At 57.1% G+C, this 15,665-nt stretch carries 19 protein-coding genes; 2 read left to right on the top strand and 17 right to left on the bottom strand.

Features of this window, described 5'->3' with window-relative positions:
• Positions 1-55: 55 nt before the first annotated feature.
• Positions 56-472: a YidB family protein gene (locus A7P96_RS09725; RefSeq protein WP_067526701.1), complete on the top strand. Its 417-nt coding sequence runs from the start codon at positions 56-58 to the stop codon at positions 470-472.
• A 356-nt stretch (positions 473-828) separates the two neighbouring features.
• On the opposite strand, the gene folB is transcribed toward A7P96_RS09725, so the two are convergent.
• The gene (gene folB, locus A7P96_RS09720) at positions 829-1,194 is read right to left on the bottom strand and encodes a dihydroneopterin aldolase (protein ID WP_067526699.1); all 366 of its coding nucleotides are present in this window, start codon (positions 1,192-1,194) and stop codon (positions 829-831) included.
• A gap of 57 nt (positions 1,195-1,251) precedes the next feature.
• Between folB and plsY the strand changes: the two genes are divergently transcribed.
• Positions 1,252-1,872 carry a glycerol-3-phosphate 1-O-acyltransferase PlsY gene (gene plsY, locus A7P96_RS09715; protein WP_369799162.1) on the top strand — a complete coding sequence of 207 codons (621 nt, stop codon included), beginning with the start codon at positions 1,252-1,254 and terminating at the stop codon, positions 1,870-1,872.
• Positions 1,873-1,941: 69 nt separating this feature from the next.
• Here plsY and hpnE read toward each other — a convergent pair whose 3' ends face one another.
• The 16 genes from hpnE to recO all read right to left on the bottom strand — a co-directional run bounded on the left by hpnE (position 1,942) and on the right by recO (position 15,613).
• Positions 1,942-3,246: a hydroxysqualene dehydroxylase HpnE gene (gene hpnE / locus A7P96_RS09710; protein ID WP_067526697.1), complete on the bottom strand. Its 1,305-nt coding sequence runs from the start codon at positions 3,244-3,246 to the stop codon at positions 1,942-1,944.
• Positions 3,243-4,094: a presqualene diphosphate synthase HpnD gene (gene hpnD / locus A7P96_RS09705; protein ID WP_067526695.1), complete on the bottom strand. Its 852-nt coding sequence runs from the start codon at positions 4,092-4,094 to the stop codon at positions 3,243-3,245. The genes hpnE and hpnD overlap by 4 nt, the downstream gene beginning before the upstream one ends.
• Before the next feature lie 104 nt (positions 4,095-4,198).
• Positions 4,199-5,047 carry a DUF2262 domain-containing protein gene (locus A7P96_RS09700; protein WP_067526692.1) on the bottom strand — a complete coding sequence of 283 codons (849 nt, stop codon included), beginning with the start codon at positions 5,045-5,047 and terminating at the stop codon, positions 4,199-4,201.
• Between the two features lie 310 nt (positions 5,048-5,357).
• Positions 5,358-6,878: an amidophosphoribosyltransferase gene (gene purF, locus A7P96_RS09695; protein ID WP_067526690.1), complete on the bottom strand. Its 1,521-nt coding sequence runs from the start codon at positions 6,876-6,878 to the stop codon at positions 5,358-5,360.
• A 4-nt stretch (positions 6,879-6,882) separates the two neighbouring features.
• Positions 6,883-7,389: a CvpA family protein gene (locus tag A7P96_RS09690; RefSeq protein ID WP_067526688.1), complete on the bottom strand. Its 507-nt coding sequence runs from the start codon at positions 7,387-7,389 to the stop codon at positions 6,883-6,885.
• Positions 7,389-8,468, bottom strand: coding sequence for an SPOR domain-containing protein (locus A7P96_RS09685; RefSeq protein WP_067526686.1), 1,080 nt, complete (start codon positions 8,466-8,468; stop codon positions 7,389-7,391). The genes A7P96_RS09690 and A7P96_RS09685 overlap by 1 nt, the downstream gene beginning before the upstream one ends.
• Positions 8,469-8,474: 6 nt before the next feature.
• On the bottom strand, positions 8,475-9,782 hold the full coding sequence (gene folC / locus A7P96_RS09680; RefSeq protein ID WP_067526684.1) for a bifunctional tetrahydrofolate synthase/dihydrofolate synthase: 1,308 nt from the start codon (positions 9,780-9,782) through the stop codon (positions 8,475-8,477).
• A 250-nt stretch (positions 9,783-10,032) separates the two neighbouring features.
• Positions 10,033-10,437: a DUF302 domain-containing protein gene (locus tag A7P96_RS09675; RefSeq protein ID WP_067526682.1), complete on the bottom strand. Its 405-nt coding sequence runs from the start codon at positions 10,435-10,437 to the stop codon at positions 10,033-10,035.
• Between the two features lie 62 nt (positions 10,438-10,499).
• Positions 10,500-10,943, bottom strand: coding sequence for a hypothetical protein (locus A7P96_RS09670; RefSeq protein WP_156496326.1), 444 nt, complete (start codon positions 10,941-10,943; stop codon positions 10,500-10,502).
• A 5-nt stretch (positions 10,944-10,948) separates the two neighbouring features.
• Positions 10,949-11,305: a hypothetical protein gene (locus tag A7P96_RS09665; RefSeq protein ID WP_067526678.1), complete on the bottom strand. Its 357-nt coding sequence runs from the start codon at positions 11,303-11,305 to the stop codon at positions 10,949-10,951.
• Between the two features lie 203 nt (positions 11,306-11,508).
• A complete protein-coding gene (locus A7P96_RS09660; protein WP_067526676.1) occupies positions 11,509-12,282 on the bottom strand; it encodes an exodeoxyribonuclease III in 774 nt (257 codons plus the stop codon).
• Positions 12,283-12,340: 58 nt separating this feature from the next.
• Positions 12,341-12,607 carry a hypothetical protein gene (locus tag A7P96_RS09655; protein WP_067526674.1) on the bottom strand — a complete coding sequence of 89 codons (267 nt, stop codon included), beginning with the start codon at positions 12,605-12,607 and terminating at the stop codon, positions 12,341-12,343.
• A 100-nt stretch (positions 12,608-12,707) separates the two neighbouring features.
• Positions 12,708-13,178, bottom strand: a complete 471-nt coding sequence (locus A7P96_RS09650) for a type IV pilin protein (protein WP_067526672.1) — start codon at positions 13,176-13,178, stop codon at positions 12,708-12,710.
• A gap of 76 nt (positions 13,179-13,254) precedes the next feature.
• Positions 13,255-13,659, bottom strand: coding sequence for a type IV pilin protein (locus A7P96_RS09645; RefSeq protein WP_231863672.1), 405 nt, complete (start codon positions 13,657-13,659; stop codon positions 13,255-13,257).
• A gap of 71 nt (positions 13,660-13,730) precedes the next feature.
• Positions 13,731-14,462: a pyridoxine 5'-phosphate synthase gene (gene pdxJ / locus A7P96_RS09640; RefSeq protein WP_067526670.1), complete on the bottom strand. Its 732-nt coding sequence runs from the start codon at positions 14,460-14,462 to the stop codon at positions 13,731-13,733.
• Positions 14,463-14,872: 410 nt separating this feature from the next.
• Complete coding sequence (recO, locus tag A7P96_RS09635) at positions 14,873-15,613, bottom strand: DNA repair protein RecO (RefSeq protein ID WP_067526668.1); 741 nt, start codon at positions 15,611-15,613, stop codon at positions 14,873-14,875.
• Between the last annotated feature and the right edge of the window lie 52 nt (positions 15,614-15,665).

Raw genomic sequence — 15,665 nt, 5'->3', positions numbered from 1 at the left:
GTAGCCCAAACTTTGCTACACTGCGCCCCTTTTCACTCTAATATAAGGGAAAATCATGACTTTAATGGATAATCTAATGAACGCGGCCAGCCAGATGCTGGGCGGCAAAGACGGCAGCCAAGGCTCGCTCACCGATATGGCGATGGATTTGGTGAAACAGCACGGCGGCGTGGGCAACCTGATCAGCCAGCTGCAACAAGGCGGCTTGGGTGATGCCATCAGCAGCTGGGTTTCCAACCAGTCTGGCAATATGCCCGTGTCCGGCAGCCAACTGCAACAAGCGCTGGGTAGCGACACCGTAAACCAGCTGGCGCAGAAATTCGGCGTGGATGCCAACCAGGCAAGCGAGATGCTGGCCAAAATCCTGCCCAACCTGGTAGACCACGCCACCCCAAACGGCAGCGCGCAAGACGCAGACGGCTTCGGCCTGGACGATGTGGCTTCCATGCTGCTGAAAAACTTTATGAAATAAACCAAAAGCCGTCTGAATGTTCAGACGGCTTTTTTATAGTGAATTAAATTTAAACCAGTACAGCGTTGCCTTGCCTCGCCTTGCCGTACTATCTGCGGCTCGTCGCCTTGTCCTGATTTTTGTTAATTCACTATAGTTGTGAGGCTACCTAAAAGCACAGCTTAGGCGAAGTTTAAACGGCGAGATGGCTGAAGCAATGCACTGCATATCGCGTTAGCTCGCTTGGCAGCGGGGAAAATGCTTTGGCCATAGTGGATTAAAATCAGAAGGGGCAAGGCGGCAAGCCGCAAACAGCACAACCAGTACGGCAAGGCAAGCTAACGCCGTAGCATACTGATTTTAATAAACTATATCTTTCAGGTAGCCTCTGCCCTGCCCCGCTCCATCACCACGCCCACCGATGCCACGCCGGGCAGGATACCGGGTTTTACCGCCTTAATCCGCACGCTCTCGCAGGAAGGGAAATGCTTAAGCAGCAGCTGCGCCACATAACCCGCCAGCGCCTCCAGCAAGAAAAACTGCTGGCCGGCCAAGGCTGCCGTTACCAGCTCCGCCGCCTCGGCGTAGCTGATCGTATCGGCCACGTTGTCGCTCTTTTCCGCCGCACTCAGATCAGCGCGGATATCTATATCCAGCAACACGGTTTGCGGCTGGCGGCGTTCCCAGTCGAAAACGCCGATTAGGGTTTGGGCTTTTAAGCCGTGCAGAAAAACGGTATCCATGCTGTGCTTGTCCTCATGATAGAATCCGGCTCGTTTGTTTCAATGTGAAAAAATCTTATGGCTGACATCTTTTCTGTGTGGGGCCTGGCCGCCGTGGCCGCCACCTATTTAATCGGCTCGCTCTCGTTTGCCGTTATCGTATCCAAATTCTACGGGCTGGACGACCCGCGCAGCTACGGCTCGGGCAACCCGGGCGCCACCAATGTTTTGCGCAGCGGCCGCAAAAAAGCCGCCGCGCTCACGCTCTTGGGCGACGCGCTCAAAGGCCTGGTGGCCGTGCTGCTTGCCCGATGGCTGCAATCGTATTTTGGCCTGGCCGACGAAGTGGTGGCCGCCGTGGCCGTGGCCGTGTTGGTGGGGCATATGTGGCCGCTGTTTTTCGGCTTCAAGGGCGGCAAGGGCGTGGCCACCGCGCTGGGCGTGCTGCTGGCTTTGTCGTGGCCGGTAGCGCTGATTTGCGCAGCGGTGTGGCTGATGATGGCCTTCGGGCTGAAAATTTCCTCACTGGCCGCACTCACCGCCACCGTAATCAGCCCGCTGGCCGCCATGTTTCTGGTGCAACAGCCTTCCTGGCAGGCGGCCATTGCCGTGATTGCCGCGCTGGTGCTGCTGCGCCACCGCAGCAATATCCAAAACCTGCTCAGCGGCAAGGAAAGCAAAATCGGTTCGGGCAAATAGCGGCATTGGCCGTCCGATAGAGGCTACCTGAAAAGTTTCAGGTAGCCTTTTGTTTAAATAGCATGGTTTTTAGTCAGCTTGCTCCCACCCCGCATCTTTCAACAACAAAGCCGCAGCCTGCCGACCGCTTTGTACGGCGGCTTCCAGCGTGGCGGGATAGCGCGGGTGCAGATAATCGCCGGCAAGGTAGATATGCTGATGGCGTAGCCAGGCAGTGGGGATGGCAGGGTTATCGGTGCGGCTGGCGGCGGTGGCGCGTTTTTCGGTGATGACCTGGGCGGCACCGGGGCGCGGCAAGTGCGGGCAAACGCGCCGCAAATCGTGCTGCACGCGCCTGATCCACTCTTCGCGGCCAAGTTTGCCGTATTGGTCGGACAGGGAAATCACGGCGGATACTTCGCCGCGCCCGAAGCCGAGCGCATCGCGGTCGATAAACCATTGCGCCGTGCCTTCGGCCAGGCCGGTAATCGGCGCGGGCAGCTCGGGCGCAACGGGATAACGCAAATACACGGTGGTGATGGCGTGGTAGGCCAAGGCATCCAGCGCAGCAGCAATCTCGGGCGGGGCGGCTTCTGGCAGCAGGGGCGGCACATGATAGGGCGCAACGGCCAACACGGCGGCATCAAAGGTTTCGCCGTTCACCAACAGGCTACCTGAAAGCGTTTGTTCAATCTGCGGCACGCGCGTTTCCAGCCGGATTTGTGCGCCGTATTTTTGCAAGCGGCGGCACACCGGCTCAGCAAACAGCTGCCCCAAATCCTGCTTGGGCAGCAAGAAATCGCTGGCTGCGCGCTCCGCCCACACTCCGTCGCGCAGCACGTTTTGCAGGCGTTGCAGCGAAGCTTGCTCCAAAGCGGTGTTCATCGCGCCCCACACCAAAGGCTGCCAAAACTGCTGCTGCAAACGGTGCGACACTTGCTGCTGCCGCAGCCAGGCAGCCACGGGAACGTCTTCCACCAAGCACAGGCCTTGCAAGGCGCGCATCTGGCGCAGCAGCGCCGTTTTCTCGCCCCAACCGATGCCGCGTGCGCCCAGCACGCCGAAAAGCAAATGCAGCGGCGCACCCAGGCGGCGGGCGGCAAACTGCAGGCCGTCGGCCAAATGCCATTGCAGCGGCAGGCGCAAAAACGCCTCTTCTTCGCGCACGCCGCAGCGCGCCAGCACATCCAGCACCTGCCGATACGCGCCCACCAAAATATGCTGGCCGTTGTCGGCATGGGCAAAACCGCTGCCGCCGCCCAACGCGCGGGCACGGCCGCCGTACTGCCGCCCGGCCTCAAACAGAGTGATTTGCGCCCGACCGCACAGCGCTTCCGCCGCCGCGAGCCCGGCCCAGCCGCCGCCGATAACCGCCACACGCGGCGCGGCGCTCACGGCTTAAACCCCAAGAGCCAGGTTTTCAGGGCAATCCGTGCCTTGCGCGGCTTCGGAATCGCCAGCTTGTAGCGCAACACATTGGCTGCACCGCCGCGCTCGATTTCGTTTAAGAGCGCGTAGTAGATGGCGGCCATTACCAGCCCGGCCTTCTGGCCGCGCCGCTCAGCAGCAGGCAGCAAGGCCACGGCTTCACGGTAGGTTTGGCGGGTACGGGCTACCTGAAAAGCCATCAGCTCGGCAAACTCTTGGCTGTTTCGGCGTTGCAGCAAATCGGCGGCGGGCACGTTGAAGCGCTGCAAATCTTCCACCGGCAGGTAAATCCGCCCGGCCACCGCATCTTCGCCCACGTCGCGGATGATGTTGGTGAGCTGCAGGGCCAAACCCATTTTGTCGGCATAATCCAGCACGGCGGCATCTTGAAAACCGAGGATGCGGGCAATCAGCCGCCCAACCACCCCGGCCACGCGCTGGCAGTATTGCTGCAAGGCGGCAAAATCGGCATAACGCGCCGGGGTTAAGTCCATTTCCACGCCGTCAATCACGGCAGTCAATTCGTTTTCAGGTAGCCCGTAGGCCGGCGCCACTTCGCGCATGGCCTGATTGACCGGATGCTCCGGCAAGGCCGCACTGTGAAACACCTTGGCCGCATCCTGCCGCCACCAGGCCAGCGTTTGCGCCGCCACGGCCGGGTCGGCACAATCGTCCGCCACGTCGTCGAGTTCGCGGCAATAGGCATACAGCACAGTCATGGCGCGGCGTTTTTCCGGCGGCAGAAAGCGGAAGCCGGCCAGAAAACTGGAGCCGCTCTCTTCGGCTTTTTGATGGCAGTAGTCGTATGGGGTCATAAAATTGTAATAACCTAATGTGTAGTCAAACTTTAAGGCTACCTGAAAGCGCGAGCTTCAACGAATTTGAAACGAGCACCGCGAGTTTCTGCGGAGCGAAAACCTCAGCCCGCAATATACGCATCATCCAGCTCGCCGTCTTTCCCGCCTTCCACCAGAATCACGTGTCCGAAAAATAAATCGCCATCGTCGTAGTAGGCAGTGAACCCTTCTTCCTGTAATGTGAGCTCGGACAATTCGATACAACGCGCAAACGCTTCAGCATCCAGGCTTTCCGGCGGCACGACTGGCTCGTCGGTTTCCTCCTGCCAATTTACCGCGTCTTCCAGCAGCTGTTCGGCGGCAAAACGGCGCCAGCGGCGGTCGAATTCAGCAGCTTGACTGTGCAGTCGGCGCAATAGGGCGAGGGCTTGATTAGCGCTTTCTTCATAGCCGGCATCGACATCAAGCAAAATATGCACTTCCTGTCCCAACCAATCGGCATTGCCTTCAAAGCTGGCGAAATCGCGGTTGAGGGTAAATTGGCCGATGCCCGGCTCGTTCAACACCACCGGTGTCAGATAATGCTCCAGCTCGGCCTGCAAGTCGGGCGAATCCGGGTTTTCTTTCAAGATTTCCAACAACATAAAGCAAGGCATGGAAAAGTCTCTGTCTTCACGCTGCGGCCGCACGCGCAGGCGGTAGATGCAGTTGGGGCGCAGGGAGAAGCGGTAGTGTTCGGGGGCGGTGCTTTCCACCAGCCATTCGAGCCGCACGGTTTGGCGGTGGCATTGGCCGTCGGCATCGATATAGGCGGCACAATGGCGGCTGGCCGTCCACAACACATCGCGTCCGCCCTTGCCCGCACCACCGCCGCTACTGCTATCAGTAAGCACCAGTATTTCCTGCTCCTGCGGCTGGTAGAGATTATCGAAGGTTTGCTGCTCTTGGCAGATACGTTTTTTGTTACTCATCACTTGGTCTCCTGAGGGAAAGGCTACCTGAAAACGGAGCTTCAACGAAGTGGGGCGATGTCTGAACCTAGCTAAGGCTGCTTTGCGGCGCGATATGACGGATTAACAAAATTGGCTCAAGGTGGCAAGCCACAAGTAATAAACACATCCGGCCAGGCAAGCCAGCGCTGTACCGGTTTTGTTAGTTCACGATAACAGGCGTATTATCCGGTTTTCAGGTAGCCTGTTCATCTGCCGGCAAAGCTACCTGAAATTGCCCTACCCCGCCAAACCAAAGAAGCCGGCCTCGAAAGCCGGCTTCCGCCATTTATTATTCCCGTAGCGAATCCACACGGATGCTGTGTTCCATCTGGCCGGCAGGGGCCGTGTTGCTGTCTTTTTTACGTTCAAGGTGTTTCAGGTAGCCTTCGTCGATGTCACCGGTCACGTAGCAGCCGTTGAAGCAGGAGCTGTCGAAACCTTCAATGGCAGGATTGAGTGCTCGCACCACGTTCTCCAAGTCGCCCAAATCTTGGAACACTACGCCGTCGGCGGAGATTTCGATGGCGATTTGTTCGATGTTGCGGCCACTGGCAATCAGCTCGTTGCGAGTGTGCATATCGATGCCATATACATTGGGGTAGCGCACTTCGGGGGCGGCGGAGGCAAAATACACTTTCCGTGCTCCGGCGACGCGCACCATTTCCACAATCTCGCGGCTGGTAGTACCGCGCACGATGGAGTCGTCTACCAGCAGCACAGATTTGCCAGCAACTTCGCTGTCGATGGGATTGAGCTTCTGGCGCACGGATTTTTTGCGCGTGGCTTGGCCGGGCATAATGAAGGTGCGGCCGATGTAGCGGTTTTTAATAAGGCCTTCGCGGTAGGGCTTGCCCAGGTGCATGGCCAGCTGCAAAGCACTAGGGCGGCTGGTATCCGGTATGGGCATTACCACGTCGATTTCTCCTACTGGCAGGCTACGTTTCACTTTTTCGGCCAGGGTTACACCCATATCGAGCCGCGCTTGGTACACCGACACACCATTCATCACGGAATCGGGGCGAGCAAAATAAACGTATTCAAACAGGCAGGGCAAGAGGCGCGACACTTCGACACATTGGCGGCTGTGAAACTCACCATTAAAACCGATAAACACAGCTTCGCCCGGCGCAATATCGCGCACCAATTCATAGCCCAGGCCGGGGAAAACGATGGATTCGGAAGACACCATATAAGCGGTGCGCCCCGCTTCGTCGGTAGATTTGCCCAACACCAGCGGGCGGATGCCGTGCGGGTCGCGGAAGGCGAGCATGCCGTAGCCGGCAATCAGCGCCACCACGCCGTATGCACCGCGCACTTGGCGGTTGAGTGCAGCCACGGCGTCAAACACATCGGCCACTTCCAGCTTGCTGCGGCTGCCGATCACGTGCTGCAACTCGCTGGCCAACACATTGAGCAGCACTTCGGAATCGGAGCCGGTGTTGATGTGGCGCAGATAGCGGCGGCACAGGTTGGCATTGAGCTCATCGGTGTTGGTGAGGTTGCCGTTGTGTGCCAGCACGATGCCGAAGGGCGAATTTACATAAAAGGGCTGCGCTTCAGCGCTGCTGGCGGCATTGCCGGCGGTGGGATAACGCACATGGGCGATGCCGGCGTTGCCCACTAGGTTGCGCATATCGCGTGTGCGGAACACGTCGCGCACCATGCCGGTGTCTTTGTGCATATGGAGCATCTCGCCCTCGGCGGTTACGATACCGGCAGCATCCTGCCCACGGTGCTGCAACACCTGTAAGCCGTCATACAGCAACTGATTTACCGGCTCAAAGGCCACCATGCCCAACACGCCACACATAAACTCACTCCCCCGGCTCTTGCCGGTAGTCGACACGATCCGCCATAAACGGCGGCAGATACGGCACGGCCAATTGGGCCAAGCCCTCGAAAACAAATGCGGTTTGCGAATGCCGCCATTCCTCGCTCTTTGGCAAATCGGTAAACGCGCAAGCCAACACCGCTAGCGTTACCGCCAGCACTCCCTTCACCGCGCCGAACACGCCGCCGAGCAGGCGGTTTGCCCCGCCCAGCCCGGCCGCGCCGGCAGACGAAGTGAGCAAGGTTTGCAGCAGTCGGAACAGCAGCCTGGCCAGCAGAAACACACCAATAAATGCTGCCACCACCGCCAGCGCATGCGGTTTGAGGCTACCTGAAAGCCAGTCGCCCACTGATGGAGCAAGCAGCTTGGCTGCCAGCAGCGAGCCCAGCCAAGAAACCAAGCCCACCAATTCCGCCACCACGCCGCGAAACAGCGAAATCAGGGTAAACGCCGCAATCACCAGCAGCGCGAAATAATCAAACAGAGTCATCAGCGCTCCAGCAGGATGCCGTCCAGCCCCTGCGATTTAATTTTGCCCATTGCCTGGCCGGCGGCCTGGCGGTTGGGATATGAGCCGGTGCGCACGCGATAGAGTGCGTTGCCGCCTTTGTTGGCCGGCGGCGCCACATAGGCGCTTACGCCCGCATCGGCCAACCGTTTTTGCACGGCGCGTGCCTGCTCTTCGGTGGTGTAAGCACCCACCTGAATCACCATGCGCCGCTCCGTCTGCGCCGCTTGATTATCGGCAGCTTTGCCATTTCCAGCCACATGGTTGGCAGCGCGGTTGTTCAAAATATCTTCCGGCGAGAGGCGGTTGCCGTTTGGCTTACGTTCCTGCCGGCGTTCGGCTGGGCGGCGGCGCTCGGCTGGTTTCTGTTCGGTCGGCTTCGGTTCGGCCGGTTTGCTTTCGGGGCGGCGCTCATTCGGCTGCGCAGCCGGCGTTTGCGTTTTTACGCCCTCGGCGCGGCGCGGGGTTTCCGGCACGGCTGGCTTGGCCTGCGGCTGGGCCGCCGGTTTATTGTTTTCCGCCTGTTGCGCGCGCGGCTCGGCAGGCACCGGCTTGGCTTCTACACGCAGCTGCGGCGCAGGCTTGCTTTCCGCCCGTACCGGCGGTGCAGCCGGTCGGCTTGGTTGCGGATTAGCCGCGTTGCCGGAATTGGCCAGAGGATTGGGCAATACCATGGTGCGCGCCTCCACCGGCTTGGCCGGTTGCACGGGCTGTGGCGCAGGCGGAGCAGGCTCCACAACCACTGCTTCCGGCTCAACAACCGGCGCCGACACAGGCTGCGGCTGCATTTCCACCGAAGTATCAGCACCGGTCGGCACTTCGGCCACAGGCTCGGGTAGCGGTTGGGTTTCCACCACCATAGAAGCAGCGGTTTCGCTACCGCCGCTCACGGTGATTTCGCCCGGCGCGGCAGTATTTTTGCTGCTGCCCATCACTTTGGCCAGCAGCAGCGCCACCACCGTGGTGAGCAGCAGCGCGCCCACCAAGCGGCGGCGGTTTTTGCGCTTAATCTGCTCGTATTCTTCCAGATGGCGCCAATTAGGGTTGGACTGGGGGGGCATAATTTCTTATTCCTGTTGCGGTGCGCCCATCACTTCGGCCACCGTGTGAAACGAACCAAATACGACAATTCTATCATTTTCCCCAGCCTCCGATAAGGCAGCGCGATAGGCCTCGCCCACGCTGGCAAACAGGCGAACATTGGCCGCTCCCGCCGCTTCCAGATGCTGCTGCAATGCTTCCACCGAGAGGCCGCGCGGCAACGGCAGCGGGGCAACCAACCATTCGTCGAACTGGTCTTGCAGCAGGGAAACCACAGTGTCGATATCTTTATCGGCCAACATACTGAACACCGCCAGCCGTTTTTCGGTAAACGGCAGCGCCATCAGGCTGCGACGCAAAGCGCGGGCGGCGTGCGGATTATGGCCGACATCCAATATGGTGAGCGGGCGGCCGGGCAACACCTGGAAACGGCCGGGGTGGCTCACCAGCAACAACCCGCGTTTGATGGCGCCGATATCCACCGGCAGCCGTGCATTCAGGCATTCGAGCACGGCCAGCGCGCAGGCGGCATTGCCCAGCTGATAGCCGCCGCGCAGGGCGGGAAAAGGCAGCGCGTTGCGGTTGCGGCTACCTGAAAACAGGCGGCTGCGTTCGGGATGAAAGTGAAACGACCATTGTTGCTGCTCCAGCTTGCTGAAGCCGAAATCGCGACCGGCCAGCAAGAGGTCGGAGCCGATGGCTTCGGCGTGGCGGCGCAGCGATTCGGGCGGTGGGTTTTGGGCGCAGACAGCGGGTTTGCCCGCGCGGAATACGCCCGCCTTTTCAAAGGCCACCTGCTCCACTGTGTCGCCTAAAAAGGCTTGGTGATCCAAATCCACCGACGTTACCACCGCTACGTCACCGTCAAAAATATTCACCGCGTCCAACCGGCCACCGAGCCCGACTTCCAGAATCATCACATCGGTTTCAGCGCGCCGGAAAATATCCACGGCGGCCAAGGTGTTGAACTCGAAATAAGTAAGCGCGGTGTCGCCGCGTGCGGCCTCGATGCGCTCGAAAGAGGCGGCAATGGTTTCATCGGCGGCGGGCTGGCCGTTCACGCAGATGCGCTCGTTGTAGCGCAGAATGTGCGGGCTGGTGAGCATGCCGGTTTTGAACCCGGCGGCGCGGTAGATGCTTTCCAAAAAGGCGCACACCGAGCCTTTGCCGTTGGTGCCGGCCACCACGATTACGGGGCATTGCGGCTGCAAACCCATCCGCTCTTTCACCGCGCGCACGCGCTCCAAGCCTAAATCAATGCTGCCGTGGCTGTGGGCGGTGCCGCCGGTATAGGCGGTTTCAAGGTGGGCGAGCCATTGAGAGAGTGTTTTCATTTGTTCAACCTTGTTTAAGGGGCTACCTGAAAATGCTAAACGGGTTTTCAGGTAGCCTGTATGCCGTACGGGCGGCTTGGTGAAGGCTAGCTGAAAATAATGGTGTCGGTTGCTTTACTGCGCCAAGCACTTGCTGGCCCGGATTTTGAACGGCGCTTTCAGGTAGCCTGCTTTAACTGATGAAGGCTACCTGAAAACGGTTAAACCTTTTCAGGTAGCCTTTTGTCGCCGCATTATACCGCAGCGGAATTCAGCCCAGCACACTCTCCAGCGCGGCAGCAATCAGTGCACCCGTGTCGGCATCGATTTGCGCGGCGGCAGTTTCAGCCGCATCCAAACCGCGCCCCGCCACCAGCGACAACACGCGGCGGTACAGCACCTGCACGCAGCCGTTTTGCTCGTACACCAACACTTTTAGCGGCAGCTCGGCGGCCAGCAGCAAATCGGCCTGCATCAGCGGCGTACCTTTGGCCGGGTGGCCGACAATCAGCAGGCTGGCGGGCGCCAGCGGCAGGCCGTGTTCGGCGGCCAGCGCGGAATGCGGGATTTCGGCAAACAGGGTAATTTGCTTGGCAGCAAAAGCCTGCTTCAACACGATCAGCGTTTCGGCAAAACCGAAACGGCTGGGCAGGATAAGGTGGTTGGAATTGGTCATAGGGTTGAGTCCTGTATGCAATGAAAAAGCCAATAGAATATGTCGCGTTGGCACGGCCGTTGTTAGCGGGAATCCCGTATATCCGCCGGCTTGCTCCGTTTCTTCCGCGCCTGCCCCCAACGCGCCCACACGCGCAGGCGGCGCAGGCCTTCGGCATCGGCGGAATCCGGCCAAACGGCTTGGTAAATCTGCCGGCCGCCGTCAGTTTGCCAATGCAGGATTTGCAGCCACGCCAGCACCACGCCGCCGCGCAGGGTGGCCGCCACAGCGATTTGCTGCGGCTGCAAAAACAGCACGGCCTCGCCGCCGCTGCCCACTGTGAGGCTGCCGATGGGCAACGGCCGGCGCAGGGCATACCAAGCGGCGAAAGCGGTGAGCGCGAGGCCGAGCGGGCGCGGCCAGCCGGAGAAGTACAGCAGCCAAATAACGGCCAGCCACGCCCATGCAGCCGACTGCAGCACACGCTGCAACCGCGAAGGCCGGAAGGCTACCTGAAAAGGCTGCACGGCGGCTACATCATGTTGTCCACCACGGGGCTGACGCGGATATCGTCGTCATCCGTGTCCAGCACCATGTCGTGGAATTCGAGGTCGAAAAAGCGGGCAAACAGCTCGGGCGTGAGCTCCGGCCATTGCTCCTGCGGCACTTCCCACGAAGCAATCTCGCCGCTGAATACCTCGCGCCAACGTTCGCCAAACAGACCGGCGCTCTCTTCGGGCGTATCGGCCTGCGCCAACAGATACACGCTGCAGTTGCTGCGGATTTGGGCAAGGGTGAGGTCGGGCAGGTCGTCGCCGGTGCTTTTGAGCCAGGCGAGGAAGGCTTCGGTGGGCTTCACCACCACGGCGCTGCGGTCTACAAAATACATGGTGTTTCCTTGGGTTGGTTTCCGCGGTTTCAGGTAGCCTGTTCAACAAAAATACAGGCTACCTGAAAACATACGGTTCAAAATTATCAAATGCTTAATATAAACAATCGGCTTTTCAGGCAGCCTGCCGGGCAAGATGCGGGCTACCTGAAACAGGTTTTCCGACATGCCGGATTTCTAAAAAACCGGAACGCCGGCATCCGCTACAGCGGATAATCGTAATCCACCACCAGCGGGGCGTGATCGGAGAAGTTCTCCTGCTTATAAACATGGGCGGAGCGGGCGCGCTCGGCTAGGGCGGGCGTGGCCATTTGGTAGTCGATGCGCCAGCCCACGTCTTTGGCATAGGCCTGGCCGCGCTGGCTCCACCAGGTGTAGCCGGGCGTTTCGGGATAAAGCGTGCGCCAAGTATCCACCCAGCCCAGTTCGGCAATCACTTTGCCGATCCACTCGCGCTCTTCAGGCAGGAAACCGGAGTTTTTCAGGTTGCCTTTCCAGTTTTTCAAGTCGATGTTTTGGTGTGCGATATTCCAATCGCCGCAGATCACGATGTCGCGGCCTTGAGTTTGCAGCTCACGCAGCATCGGGTAGAAGGCTTCTAGGAAACGGAACTTTACCTGCTGGCGCTCTTCCGAACTGCTGCCTGAGGGTAAGTAGAGCGAAATCACCGACAAATTGCCGAAATCGGCCTGCACGAAACGGCCTTCGGCATCGAATTCGGCAATACCCATGCCGGTTTGCACGCGGTCCGGCTCGCGCTTGCTATACAGCGCCACGCCGGAATAGCCGCGCTTTTCGGCGCAGTGCCAAACGCCGTGCATACCGTGCGGGGCCCTCATGCTGTCGTCCAAATCGGCTTCTTGAGCCTTGAGCTCCTGCACGCAAACGATATCGGCGCCACTTGCGGCCAGGTATTCATAGAAGCCTTTTTTATAGGCAGAACGGATGCCGTTTACATTGGCAGAAATGATACGCATGGGTTTTCCAGATAAAATTATTGTTTGATTATACAGGGAAGAAGGCTACCTGAAATGTTCAGGTAGCCTGTTTGGCCAGCGTTTGACGCCATACCAAATAATCACGTAACGGCGGCATGGGCGGGTTGATGCAATGCGGGCAAATGCCGGTTACGTCTTCATCGTCGAACTCTTGGTGGAAGGCATCCGGATCGAAACGGGACTGCTGCATAACAGCCTGCACCAGCGCCTGCTGCTGCACCACATCAAATTCGTAACTACTCAAAATTTCAGCCAGCAGATCGGTTTCTGCCGGGCTGAAAGGAGCGATATTGCTTTGAATCATGCGTGCGTAATCGGCATTTTGAATTTTTTGTTGTAATATAAAGAGTAATGCTCATCAAAGAGTAATACTCATCAAAATTTGAATTTTAATTAAAGAAAAACTAATGCAATAATTCGCATTCTTGGTCGATATTATTACCGCCGGAAAACACTTCTTTATTATCACAACGGCTACGACTACTTTGGCAAATCCGTACCGTTTGATCTTGGTTAATCAATAAAACCCGTGGCTCTTTATTCACATCAAAAGCCACGGCTTTAATTGTATATTTATCTCCCAACACCCCGCGCGCATTGCCTTGGAATTTAATACAGAAATGCTGCGTTTGACTAACCGCCAACACCGGCCAAGTAGTGGAAGTGGCTTTAAAAGTGCGGTTTCTCGTATAGAAACGCTCCATCGCCCGACTATTCTCCAACAAAGCAGCATTCGCCTCTTCCAAACGGGATTTTCGCACAAACGATTGGTATGAAGGATACGCAATGGCTGCCAAAATCGCCACTATGGCAATAATGATCATCAGCTCCATCAGTGTGAAACCGCGTTTGGTGCAAACAGATAAACCGTTCATATTACTACTCCTTTAGATAATTATTAGGACACGCAGTATAAACGGCTTTAGAAAAAAATGAAATATCCTGTTACTATTAGTATTGCTCGCAGTCCTGCATTGTAGAGGCATTGCAACGACTGAGAATACCTATGCTATTGTAGTAAAGAGCTTGCGTTTCACGAGGATTTTTCGGTTTTGCAATAATTTCGTAGCTATCTGCCTTGGGACTACCTGGTGCGAAATCAATAGTAAAGTACTCCGTATCAACCGGATCTGTCGCTGGGCTACTTGAATCGGTAAAGGTCCTTTTACTGGCATATAAGCGCTCCATATCCCTAGCCTTTACCATGATACTTGCCTTAGCCTCCTCCATATGAACCCTTCGCATGAAAGCCTCATAACTTGGATATGATAGAGTAACCAAAATAGCAATCAATGCAATAATAATCATCAGCTCAACTAAAGTAAACCCACTTACGTTTGATTTATTCATCGCCATAAAACTCCATTTTTCTTATTATTCTTCATTCTGAATCGTATCCCAACTCATAATTATAATTTCTCTTACCTCTAATCCGGCTGACTCCGCGCCTGATAAATCTCATCCTTCATTTGGTGTATCGCTTTCGGCAAGCCCAAAAACACAGCCTGCGCAATGAGTGCATGACCGATATTCAGCTCACGAATCGGCAGAATCCGCGCCACCGGCGCTACGTTGTGAATCGTCAACCCGTGTCCGGCATTTACCACCAAACCCAATTCGGAAGCAAAATATGCCGCTTCTTCCAAACGCAGCAATTCGTTTTGCCGAACAGCATGTGAAACTGCATCGGCATACGCGCCGGTATGCAGTTCAATAGCTTGAGCTCCAACATCACGAGCAGCCTTGATTTGCTGTTCATCCGCATCGATAAACAACGAAACACGGATGCCGGCAGCGTTTAATTGCTGCGTAAACTCTGCTACCGTCTGCTGTTGTGCCAACACATCCAAGCCGCCTTCAGTGGTTACCTCCTGCCGTTTTTCCGGCACAATACACACATCTTCCGGCTGTACCTGCAAAGCGTTATCCAGCATTTCTGCCGTCAGCGCCATTTCCAAATTCATACGGGTGCGGATCGCCTGCTTGATGGCAAACACATCTGCATCTTTGATATGGCGCCGATCTTCGCGTAGATGCAGGGTAATCAAATCCGCGCCGTGGGTTTCGGCGACCAAAGCCGCCTCCAACGGGCTGGGATAGCGCGTACCGCGTGCATTACGCAAGGTGGCAACGTGGTCGATATTAACGCCCAACAGCATATTCTTTCCTTTCGGGTATCGAATTTGGCAATTTAGCTTTATGACTCACGCCGTAGCCATACCTAGCAACCGGCATGCCATTACCACAAAGCTTTTCCAAGATATGGTCAATACTGCAACTATACAAATCATCACTTAAACGCCGTGATTTCCCCGCTTTCAAGCAGGGAACGAAAAACAGGTGCACGATTAACCGCTTGTTCAGATAAAAAACCATGTTACTAATGTTGCACATAATGTCGGCAAGCAAAACAGCATCGAAACTACCGCCACACAGTGAGATATAGACGGCGGACGGCCGTTAAAGTTTACCGTGAATCGCCTTCGCCACGCGACGTAATACCCATGATTTTCTACATATCCAACACGTACAACTTAATGGTTTGCTTATCTAAAACTATTGATAAAGGCTATCTGAAAACCTGCATCTGCTGCAACACCTGCCGCGATTTAATCCCTTCCGGCAGGCGGAAATCCAGCAGCATACGCGTAATCCGACGTGCTTGTTGCAAAGCGGCGGCATTGGTAAATTCGCCGTTTTGCAGCTGAATCAACACATCGCCATCTACAGCCACACCCGGCTGCGCCTCTGCCGATGGCAGGCTATGCCGCTGATCCAGCGGCAGCACCGCATGTTCCGGCCGCAGCCAGTATTGCCGGTCGGCTTCCACTGAACATCCTGTGCTATCTTTCTGCAAGTCCGGCGCGTAGCCCGCCAACGTGAGCAATATCCACTCAAAACGGCGCAGCACGGCGGCATGGTTCGGTTCGGTGCACAAAGTACGCATCACCTGCTGCAAGGCCTCATACAACGCAGGCTGCGGGTCTTCTCGGGCAGTGAGTTTCTGCACCAATTCATTTACATACAGCCCGCTCAGCAGCGCCCTGCCCTGCGGCTGCGGCCAGCCGCCCAGCCATTCGGCGCGATGCAGCGTTCTCAACTCTTCCTTGCCATACCAGGCCACCTGAACCGGCACAAACGGCACCAACACGCCTCGTAATTCGCTCTGCCGCTTGCGTGCGCTGCGCGCCACCACCGCCACCCGCCCATAATCGCGGCTAAACAGCTCCACCAGCAGACTGGTTTCGCGCCACGGCGTGGCCGACAGCAAAAATGCCGGCTGGGAATCGATGCGGTTGGGCTGTTTCATAACTCGTTAAAGAACAATAGGAAAGCGGCTATTTAATTTTTCAGGTAGCCTT

Origin of the sequence: Eikenella sp. NML03-A-027 (assembly GCF_001648395.1) — a bacterium.
In the GTDB taxonomy this organism is placed as follows: domain Bacteria; phylum Pseudomonadota; class Gammaproteobacteria; order Burkholderiales; family Neisseriaceae; genus Eikenella; species Eikenella exigua.
Note: the sequence above shows the minus strand (reverse complement) of the source record. Positions and strands in the feature narration are given on the sequence as shown.

Coding starts and splice junctions, on each gene's coding strand:
- A7P96_RS09725 (WP_067526701.1), top strand. CDS start 56: ATGACTTTAATGGATAATCTAATGAACGCGGCCAGCCAGATGCTGGGC.
- folB (WP_067526699.1), bottom strand. CDS start 1,194: ATGGATACCGTTTTTCTGCACGGCTTAAAAGCCCAAACCCTAATCGGC.
- plsY (WP_369799162.1), top strand. CDS start 1,252: ATGGCTGACATCTTTTCTGTGTGGGGCCTGGCCGCCGTGGCCGCCACC.
- hpnD (WP_067526695.1), bottom strand. CDS start 4,094: ATGACCCCATACGACTACTGCCATCAAAAAGCCGAAGAGAGCGGCTCC.
- A7P96_RS09700 (WP_067526692.1), bottom strand. CDS start 5,047: ATGAGTAACAAAAAACGTATCTGCCAAGAGCAGCAAACCTTCGATAAT.
- purF (WP_067526690.1), bottom strand. CDS start 6,878: ATGTGTGGCGTGTTGGGCATGGTGGCCTTTGAGCCGGTAAATCAGTTG.
- A7P96_RS09690 (WP_067526688.1), bottom strand. CDS start 7,389: ATGACTCTGTTTGATTATTTCGCGCTGCTGGTGATTGCGGCGTTTACC.
- A7P96_RS09685 (WP_067526686.1), bottom strand. CDS start 8,468: ATGCCCCCCCAGTCCAACCCTAATTGGCGCCATCTGGAAGAATACGAG.
- folC (WP_067526684.1), bottom strand. CDS start 9,782: ATGAAAACACTCTCTCAATGGCTCGCCCACCTTGAAACCGCCTATACC.
- A7P96_RS09675 (WP_067526682.1), bottom strand. CDS start 10,437: ATGACCAATTCCAACCACCTTATCCTGCCCAGCCGTTTCGGTTTTGCC.
- A7P96_RS09665 (WP_067526678.1), bottom strand. CDS start 11,305: ATGTATTTTGTAGACCGCAGCGCCGTGGTGGTGAAGCCCACCGAAGCC.
- A7P96_RS09660 (WP_067526676.1), bottom strand. CDS start 12,282: ATGCGTATCATTTCTGCCAATGTAAACGGCATCCGTTCTGCCTATAAA.
- A7P96_RS09655 (WP_067526674.1), bottom strand. CDS start 12,607: ATGATTCAAAGCAATATCGCTCCTTTCAGCCCGGCAGAAACCGATCTG.
- A7P96_RS09650 (WP_067526672.1), bottom strand. CDS start 13,178: ATGAACGGTTTATCTGTTTGCACCAAACGCGGTTTCACACTGATGGAG.
- A7P96_RS09645 (WP_231863672.1), bottom strand. CDS start 13,659: ATGGCGATGAATAAATCAAACGTAAGTGGGTTTACTTTAGTTGAGCTG.
- pdxJ (WP_067526670.1), bottom strand. CDS start 14,462: ATGCTGTTGGGCGTTAATATCGACCACGTTGCCACCTTGCGTAATGCA.
- recO (WP_067526668.1), bottom strand. CDS start 15,613: ATGAAACAGCCCAACCGCATCGATTCCCAGCCGGCATTTTTGCTGTCG.